This window comes from Paraglaciecola mesophila KMM 241, from assembly GCF_000315015.1.
Lineage (GTDB): Bacteria > Pseudomonadota > Gammaproteobacteria > Enterobacterales > Alteromonadaceae > Paraglaciecola > Paraglaciecola mesophila.
On record NZ_BAEP01000081.1, the window covers coordinates 1 to 8,590 of the forward strand.

Consider the following 8,590-nt stretch of genomic DNA (forward strand, 5'->3'; position numbering starts at 1 on the left):
GAATCTGAAAAATTGGCAGGGGTGGAGGGATTCGAACCCCCAGCCATCGGTTTTGGAGACCGCTGTTCTACCAATTGGAACTACACCCCTGCTGAGGTGCTGAATTATACGTAACAAGGGTAAAAGGTAAAGTGCTTTTACAGCTAAAATACCAGCTTTGAGTTCAACCGCTTATTTTATCAACAGTATGACATTGTGAGGCGGATATTTTCTCTGCTACTGCGTACCAAAGTCGACTCGTTAAATTAACTAACGGAAGCATTTCAGTGGTCTTTTGTAATACTAAAGAGAATGGTAATTGCGTACGTTGTGCATACCTTGTTAGCAAACAAGTCTGAACGTCATAGTTGAGATTATTCACTTCGATGCAAGCCGCTAAGTCAAAGTAACGGTTTGATAACGCGCAATATTCCCAATCAAATATCACATTAGATTGGTCTGCTGTGACATGCTGAAACGACAAATCATTATGACAAAAAACTAAATCATAAGCCGGCGTAGCGGACCAAATGCTCGCTAACTCCCGCGCTTCCTCCCGCTCTTTCCAATATTGTTGCTGCGGCAATTGTGATATATACCCTGCCCACTGTGCAGGTAAATTCAGTCTGTGCCCTTCAATATCTAAGCTATGAATGCGATGCAACGCGTCAGCCACCTGATGCGCTTTAACGTCTTCCCTTAAAGTGCTGTTTTCCAAAGTATGACTTTGTACCCAAGCATCTAATTGAAAATTAGCGGCCGTTGACAGATAGACCGGCTCACAGGCCATTCCTTTCTGCCAGACCGCTTTTTGAATATCAAATAGCTGTTGGCGATCAAGTTGGTTTACCCGATCAGATTCGAACATTTTCATAAAAAATCGACTAGAAGGAGTGGTTAAACAATAACTTGTATTAACCGCCCCGGCCTTTAGAACTGGCTTTACGCTAAATCCATCTCGGCAGAGCGCTAGACTTGTTAGCTCAGCCAATACAACAGAGTTAAGCTGATGCCGATGGGGCATAAGACCTACCTACATGCTGTTGGCGCCAATTGATATAACCATATACCGCAAATAACACATAAAAAATAAACAGAGCACCCGTTAGATACATCTCTTTGGCGAAATACAAGTAACAGGCAAAGCTATTGATCACAATCCAATAAAGCCAGTTTTCTAACACTTTGTGCGCGACCATCATAGTGGTGTAAACACTGAACACTGTGATAAAAGCATCTAAGTAAAGGTATTGAGAGTCCAACCACATGCTAGCAAAAACGGTTAAACCAAAAGCGATACACGTCAATAGTACTAACCGCACTAGGTGCTTTTGAATAGACCAGCTTTGGATAGGGATCTCTTCATTTTCACGCTGCTTCCATTGTTGCCAACCATATACCGCCATTAACAAATAATAGGCGTTCAGTAAGGTATGAAACAGCAACGAAACTTCCCAAAATAACCACGTATAAATGCCAGTGCTTACCAGTGCACAAGGCCAGCACCAGATATTTTCTCGTGCTGCTAGCCACACGTAAGCAACAGCGAGTATTACCGCAGTTGCTTCTAACCAAAACTGAGTTTCTAGCCAAGGTAGTGCAACAAACTGCTGAGCAATGTTATTGAACAGCTCGATTAAGCCATGCATTACACATCGCTGCTCATTTTGTCACCATTTAAGAACTTGCATACAAATATTGCCTGCCCTACTTCCTGATGACTGCGCTGCATTTCTTTAGCAAGTACTTGCATGGTTGCCAAATAGTCCCCGCTCACCAAAGTACTGGTCGCACTGGTGACTACCTTCAAATGGCTATATTCATTCAAACGGTCGATAAAGGTTTGTATCGGCTCAAGGTATTGCTCGTTCAACGGGTACATTGAAATCTCTGCGACTAATTTCATTATTAGCTCCTCTTGCTAAAAGCTGTATTGAGCACTGATGCCCACTTGACGGCCGTCGCCCAGTTGATAGTAAGGCTCCGCAGTAGCGTAACCTTCTCGTGGGTCATTATTGAATCCGCCGAAACCACGCACGTAGTAAGTTCGGTCAAACACATTTTTTATCCAAACAGAACATGACCAGTCCTGTACATCAAAACGCATCGCGGTGTTCACCAACACATAAGATGGTGACTTTTCGTCGTGACCGTCAGAAAAGCGGTATTCGTCTTTACCATCTGCGTCTATCGTCCAGCTGACTTGCTCAGACAACTGCACATTAGCGCCAATATTGAAGGTGTAGTTTGGTGCTTGCGCTTGGTCCTGCTTATCAACAACTGAGCCATCGGCTAGGGTGTAATCTTCAAAAGTGGCATCAAGCCAACCGAAATTAGCATGCAAATATACACTGTCATTTACTTGCCAACCTGACTCTAATTCATAGCCCCAGTTAGTACCTGTATCAGCATTACCTATGATGTCGATAAATGTCGCACTACCGTCTTCACGAGTTTGTACATCATAATCACTGACTTGGGTGTCTTCACGGTCCATGTAGAAAACCGCCATGCGAATAAACGCGTCGTAATTAATAAAGTTACCCTTTACCCCAATTTCGTAGTTCCAATTGTACTCAGGCTGATAAATCCGCTTGTCAGTGCTTACCCGCTCATCTGGGTTAAAGCCCGCGGCTTTGTAGCCCCTTGAAACGCTGGCATAAACAGAGGCGCTATCGATACTATAATCGAGCACGACTTTACCGCCGATCAAGGTTTTATCATTGCTTTGGGTGAAGCCGCTAATATCGCTGTAGTCTATTTCAAAACGATCGGCGCGAAGGCCCAAGCGTAAGCTAAGGGTGTCAGACATTTCGGTATCAAGTTGCGAATATACGGCGAAGTTGTCTTGCTGGTAGCGACTTTTAAAATCGCCCTCTGCATAGGTGTATTGGCGTAGTAAACTCTCATCCATGGATTTCGAATACAGGCCAAATAACCATTGAGTTGAACCATTGAATAATGTCGATTTGTCGTTTGATAAAAAGCGTAGGTCAACGTTATCTGTGTCGCGCTCTCTGAAGTAGCTGTCTACAGAAGAATATTCGTCGGGATGAAAGCCAACGTATGTCCAATCTTCATCGTAGCTATAGCCCATATCTGAATCTGATCGACTCAAAATAACAAAAACATCCGTAAGCTCGGTGTTGATTTCCGTTTTTAGGCCTAGAGCATGAGTTTCTTGGCGATCAAAACCTGGTTCATCGGCACGTGACTCGCGGGTGTTTTCAAGAGAAAAAGCATCATAGCCGTTGTCGATATCGAAATATTGATAATTCAGGTCGAACGTCAACCAATCTGTAGGCAGATATTTCAGTTTTACTCTTGAGGTAAATTCGTCTAGGTTATCGGTGTCATCACGATTTAAAAAAGTATTCTCTACAAAGCCATCACTCTTAAACTGTTGAACCGCCACGCGATAAAACAAATTATCCGTTATCGCATTGCCGTAAGCGCCGCCGACACTCCACGTATTTTGCTCGGCAAGTGAAAATGATAATTTACCGCTTTGCTCAGGTCCTGCATCTACCGTTTTGACTTTGATAACGCCAGCCATAGCGCTCGCCCCAAACTCGGTCGCTTGTGGGCCGCGCAAAATTTCAACTTGTTCCACATCAAACAACGTCCCCACACCAGCAATTCCAGAGAAGTCAAAATCATCCACTAAAAACCCAACAGAAGGATTACTTGGCTCTGAAAATTGGCTACGCTCACCGATACCGCGAATTTGAATGAATCGTCCGCGAGATGCACCACTAGCAAAGTTGATATTGGCACCTACATTTAAAATGTCTTCAAGGTGTTGTGCTTGGCGCGCTTCTATTTGTAAATCGCTTAATATGGTTGCACTTGCAGGAATGAACATTAATTCTTGCTGACGAAAGTCTGAGCTTACAGTAATACGCTCAATGTCTTTGGATTCATCAGCGTGGCTAGCAAAACTTGATGCTATTGATAGGGCGAGTAAGGTAGAACAAAACTTCATTGGGATCTCTTCAGTAAAGGTTGAAAAGATCCGGCTTTGCGGCAGATAAATGGGAGATGTTTACATTTTTAGAATGCGAACGAAATAACCATTCCTACGCCGGTATTATCCGGATCAGGTGTAAGGGTCATATCTCTTAAGAGACAAATCTCAGCCTTTCGGCACCCCTTGGTAGTTAACAAAATGAATCTCTATATTGTTAACGGCGACAGTGTAGCAATACTGTCATCTAGCGCAAGCGCTGATTATTAGCATAAACATGAGTTTAGGTCGCTTTATGACTCGCTAGTTTTAACTTAACTAATTTACTACTGCTAAAAATTGAAGATTCTTGAGTAAACCAAATTTGCCCAGATGGATGAGCGCACACCCCTTCTACCTGCCCGTACCCTGGTAACGGTATGGTTTCAATAAGTGTGAAATTTTTATCTAGCAGCACCATAAATGGATCACCGAAGCCCACGCGTTTCGAAGGGTAACCAACCAAAACATACTGCTCGTTCATTTTGTCGTAATCAGCACCAGTGATCACACCTGGAATGCCTTCTACTGTGATGTTAGCGCTGAGTTTTTGTTTACCTTTATTTTTATCGACCAAATACACGTTGAGAAGATCGCTACGCCAGCTTTTTGAAAATAAGACTAGGTCATCATCCACAGCGACTAAGGCCTCTGCATCGAAGTCATGGTTTAGCGATTCGTTTGCTTTCGTGTTATTCCCTTCATAGGCCAGACTCATATTCACAGTCTTAGCGTTCACATTCACATCCCGAGGGAACTTGTAAATTGTTACGTTTTTCCGTGTGCCTCGATTATTGCCTATATCACCCACATAGAAAAATTCGTCATCCGCTGTCAGGGCTTCCCAGTCTTTATTTTTGACATTCTCAGGGCTGCGCTGAGACAAAATATCGCCGTTATCACTTAGTTGAAAAATAATAGGCGCATTGCCTGAATCATTAATACTGTAAATTTGATCTTTGCCGGCACAAAACAAGGCAGAACTTTCTTCTAATTCACTCGGTAAAGAATGACTTTCAATAATTGAATAACCTGATTGCCCCGCTACGGCACAACTATTTATTGAGATAAAACTAAGAACAATTGCAAGCCAACTTTTTCCAGTAAATCGTGGAAGCTCGGCAATACGATAGAAAGAACCTAGTTCCATTAAATCAATCCCTTCATTTCTAATCTTACTCTTTCCTGCAGCTCATCAAACGTTTTACCGTGGGCGACGGGTAAACGCGTTTCACGATCAACACGAACAAATACAATGTCGTCTGCTAAGCAGATCGTTTTCTTTGTTTCTTTATTTCTGACCAGACAAGTTACCGTAATTGAAGTACGGCCTACCTTTTTTGTTTCTAGCCCAAACTCCACCACATCACCCTGTAACGCTGGCGATTCAAAGCTAATTTCACCAATGTGTTTAGTAACCAATTGATTCGTTTCTAACTGACAAATTGCATATATCGCAGACTCTTCATCTATCCACTCCAGCGCCCTGCCCCCGAACAATGAGTTGGCATAATTGAGATCATTGGGCATCACTAATCGTCTTGATAAAAAGCGCATTCGTATTCCTTGTTAACATTGCTAAACTGGCGATAATTTGGAGCTTATTGTACAGATAATATCAGCGTGGATTTACACTTTAAAATAGAAGATTGGGTAAAAGAGCGGAAAAACCATGTTTTTCACCGCCAGTTGGTGATTGTGAGCGGTCCTAAAGCATGGGCTGAAAAGCAGGTTGAAAACTTACTGATTAATTTTGAATCTCTTTCAAGTAAGCATTTGTGGGTGGGCGATGCCCCTAGCAATCAACAAGCGGTTAATAGTCTAGATTATCGTCAACACTTGGGAAGAGAATACAACACTCTTATTTATAATTGCTATTCAGGGCTAAGTGCAAATGCACTTATGGCCTATAGCGGCACTATCAAAGCGAATGGGCTAATGGTTTTAATTTGTCCAGAACTGAAAAGCTGGTCACAATATTCCGATCCCTTTTCCAAAAAACGATACTCATACGGCTTCTCTCAATACTTGGAGCCCAGTCGATTTATCACCCGGCTGATTTCTATCATCGCGCATGATAAGAACACCATTGTTATCACCCCAAATTCGTTTCGTGGACACAACGCCACTATTGCGCCAGAACAGTTTAATCGACGACTAGACAGCGCGACGTCAGAGCAAGATAAAGTTGTTAGTAGTATTATTAAATCTGCATCTGGACACACAAATCGCCCTTTGGTAATTACAGCAGATAGAGGTCGAGGCAAGTCCTCAGCGCTTGGGATGGCCGCCCGTGCTTTAATGTTAGAGCAAGAAAAGAAAATTATTATTACCGCTCCGACCAAGCACAATGTCGAACAAGTATTTACTTTTGCCACCCCACTAAAACAAGACAGCTTAATTAACAATGGAAGTATAGAATTCGTAGCACCTGACGCATTGGTGACTGGGAGTTACCATGCAGACCTACTATTTATAGATGAAGCCGCTGCGATCCCATCCTCTATTTTAAAAGTACTTTTAGATAAATATCCTAGGGTTATATTAAGTTCAACTATTCATGGCTATGAAGGCGCTGGTCGAGGATTTGAATTACGTTTCAAGTCTTACCTAGAAACTGCGCACAAAGGCTGGAAAGACCTAACTCTCACCACGCCGATACGTTGGTACACAGATGACTGCTTAGAGCATCTCTGGTTTAGTGTTTTTATCATGCAAGACTCCACCTCGAATTCACTTACCCAGGCGCAAGGCAAAGTAATCGGTCAGAACGAGACACCTGTCAACAAGATAACCTCCTCCAAGAGATTAAGTGAATATAAGTGCCAAGAAGTATCAAAGGAGCAGCTAGTTGACTCCCCACAACTATTGTCAAAAATATTCTCTTTGCTTATCAACGCCCATTATCAGACAAGTCCTGATGACTTATTCAGATTACTTGATGCACCTGAACAACGAATATATGTTTGCACATGCGACAGCGATGTTATCGGCGTTGCGTTAATTTGTTCAGAGGGAGGAAGCGCCCTATCAGACCTAACACAAGAAATAATACTCGGCCATAGAAGAGTAAATGGTCATTTAGTCGCCCAAAACTTAGCCTTACATACTGCAGATAAAGAATTTGTTAAGTATGAGCAATGGCGGATTGTACGAATAGCGGTTAGCCAGGAATATAGACGCACAAACATCGCAAGCACATTGTTACAGTTCATAGAATCAAGCGCGGTTGAGCATGGCATATGGTTAATCACAAGCTCCTTTGGTGCGACAAGTAAATTACTGAAATTTTGGGGGCACAATGACTACATCCCTCTAAAACTTGGCTTTAAGCGTGACGCTTCAAGCGACGAAGTCAGTTTAATTGTAGGTAAATCCTTAAGCCTCACTACTTCTACTTTATTAAATAAACTATCACTGCAATTTCGTGAAGAACTTATCTACCACGCTTCGCGTTATCACATAAGCATGAATACATCTCTACTAACGCACCTGTTAACGTACTGTCAGCCACAAGATATCTCTACGCGCACTCGGTATCGCGTTGAGCAATTTATTGCATCAAACTCTCCCTATATGCCTTTCTCTCAGTTATTAGCAAAATACGTTTTGACCAAGCTATCTAGAGTAGAACACGCTAATACTACTCCCAAGGAAGCAGAATTCCTTGTCGCTGCCTTAATACAATTTAAAACGACCCAAGATTTAGTCACTGAATTTAAATTAAGTGGCAAAAAAGAATTGAATACACATATAAGAAACGCGATAAGCACCATTTAGCATCCCGTTACTTTAGCATCCAATATCTCTCTTCGGGCGCCGGACATTGGAGTTACCTAGCTTGCCCACGACAGGCAACGTCTCGCAACGCCTTTGTCGCAACGCGGTTGCCGCATGGGGGTGAAGACGGAGGCTTTTGCGAAGCGAAGCTTTGCCCGTCTGAACGACATTCATGGATGAATGGCTGGTGCGCAACACCAGGGATGGATTGTCCTTCAGTTTTCAAGCAAAGCGCTAGAGTTGAATACCTTCGATGGGTGAATACGGGGCTCTCTGGAGTACTGCTCCAGCCGTTTGAACGACCGACATGGATGTTGGGCTGGACTCAGCTACAGGGAAGTATGACACCTAGCCGTCTACTACGTTAACAAGCTTTGGAATGTGATTGTGGCTACAGTTGATTTTTCTGTAGCGCAGAAACGAAAAAAGCCACCCGGTTAAGGTGGCTTGATTCTAAATGGGAGTCTGGGTAAGGCTGGTATCTTTAGTTGCGCAGCAACATCCAGCCGTACGACACGCCAAGGAAGGCGTGGCTGGGTGCGCTTCATCATGGACGTGTTTATACCGTGGCTAGTACAACCCTGAAGGTTTGTTGCCGAGTTGCTTTTGCGCGAAGCGCGGCTGTCGCAACGCGGTTGTCGCAACGCGGTTGCCGCATGGGGGTGAAGACGGAGGCTTTTGCGAAGCGAAGCTTTGCCCGTCTGAACGGGCAGCATGGATGCTGCACTGGAGTTAGCCCCATGGATGGGTGGCAACGAGTAACTTGATATTTTCTCAGCCATTGCATGACATTCGATGGATTTGGTTTCTTCATGTGGGGGTAGC

At 43.4% G+C, this 8,590-nt stretch carries 7 protein-coding genes, 1 tRNA gene and 1 riboswitch; of the genes, 1 reads left to right on the forward strand and 7 read right to left on the reverse strand.

The window, feature by feature from the left end:
* Positions 1–13 precede the first annotated feature (13 nt).
* The 7 genes from GMES_RS20615 to GMES_RS20645 form a co-directional block, all read right to left on the reverse strand.
* Positions 14–90 (reverse strand) — tRNA-Trp (locus GMES_RS20615).
* 73 nt (positions 91–163) lie between these two features.
* Positions 164–1,003 (reverse strand): choline/ethanolamine kinase family protein, encoded by an 840-nt coding sequence (locus tag GMES_RS20620; protein WP_006994759.1) that lies wholly within the window; start codon positions 1,001–1,003, stop codon positions 164–166.
* On the reverse strand, positions 981–1,628 hold the full coding sequence (gene pnuC / locus GMES_RS20625) for a nicotinamide riboside transporter PnuC (RefSeq protein ID WP_006994760.1): 648 nt from the start codon (positions 1,626–1,628) through the stop codon (positions 981–983). The genes GMES_RS20620 and pnuC overlap by 23 nt, the downstream gene beginning before the upstream one ends.
* Positions 1,628–1,885 (reverse strand): hypothetical protein, encoded by a 258-nt coding sequence (locus GMES_RS20630; RefSeq protein WP_006994761.1) that lies wholly within the window; start codon positions 1,883–1,885, stop codon positions 1,628–1,630. The genes pnuC and GMES_RS20630 overlap by 1 nt, the downstream gene beginning before the upstream one ends.
* A gap of 15 nt (positions 1,886–1,900) precedes the next feature.
* A complete protein-coding gene (locus GMES_RS20635) occupies positions 1,901–3,964 on the reverse strand; it encodes a TonB-dependent receptor (protein ID WP_006994762.1) in 2,064 nt (687 codons plus the stop codon).
* A 74-nt stretch (positions 3,965–4,038) separates the two neighbouring features.
* Positions 4,039–4,143, reverse strand: a riboswitch (TPP riboswitch).
* 86 nt (positions 4,144–4,229) lie between these two features.
* Positions 4,230–5,135: a hypothetical protein gene (locus GMES_RS20640; protein ID WP_006994763.1), complete on the reverse strand. Its 906-nt coding sequence runs from the start codon at positions 5,133–5,135 to the stop codon at positions 4,230–4,232.
* Positions 5,135–5,542 (reverse strand): acyl-CoA thioesterase, encoded by a 408-nt coding sequence (locus GMES_RS20645; protein WP_006994764.1) that lies wholly within the window; start codon positions 5,540–5,542, stop codon positions 5,135–5,137. The genes GMES_RS20640 and GMES_RS20645 overlap by 1 nt, the downstream gene beginning before the upstream one ends.
* 66 nt (positions 5,543–5,608) lie before the next feature.
* Here GMES_RS20645 and GMES_RS20650 point away from each other — a divergent pair, with 66 nt between their 5' ends.
* Entirely contained in the window at positions 5,609–7,765 is a 2,157-nt protein-coding gene (locus GMES_RS20650; protein WP_006994765.1) for a tRNA(Met) cytidine acetyltransferase TmcA, read from the forward strand.
* Positions 7,766–8,590: the final 825 nt, after the last annotated feature.

What these genes read in the sequence shown, in the direction of transcription:
- GMES_RS20620 (WP_006994759.1), bottom strand. Translation starts at nt 1,003, where the DNA reads ATGCCCCATCGGCATCAGCTTAACTCTGTTGTATTGGCTGAGCTAACA.
- pnuC (WP_006994760.1), bottom strand. Translation starts at nt 1,628, where the DNA reads ATGCATGGCTTAATCGAGCTGTTCAATAACATTGCTCAGCAGTTTGTT.
- GMES_RS20630 (WP_006994761.1), bottom strand. Translation starts at nt 1,885, where the DNA reads ATGAAATTAGTCGCAGAGATTTCAATGTACCCGTTGAACGAGCAATAC.
- GMES_RS20635 (WP_006994762.1), bottom strand. Translation starts at nt 3,964, where the DNA reads ATGAAGTTTTGTTCTACCTTACTCGCCCTATCAATAGCATCAAGTTTT.
- GMES_RS20640 (WP_006994763.1), bottom strand. Translation starts at nt 5,135, where the DNA reads ATGGAACTAGGTTCTTTCTATCGTATTGCCGAGCTTCCACGATTTACT.
- GMES_RS20645 (WP_006994764.1), bottom strand. Translation starts at nt 5,542, where the DNA reads ATGCGCTTTTTATCAAGACGATTAGTGATGCCCAATGATCTCAATTAT.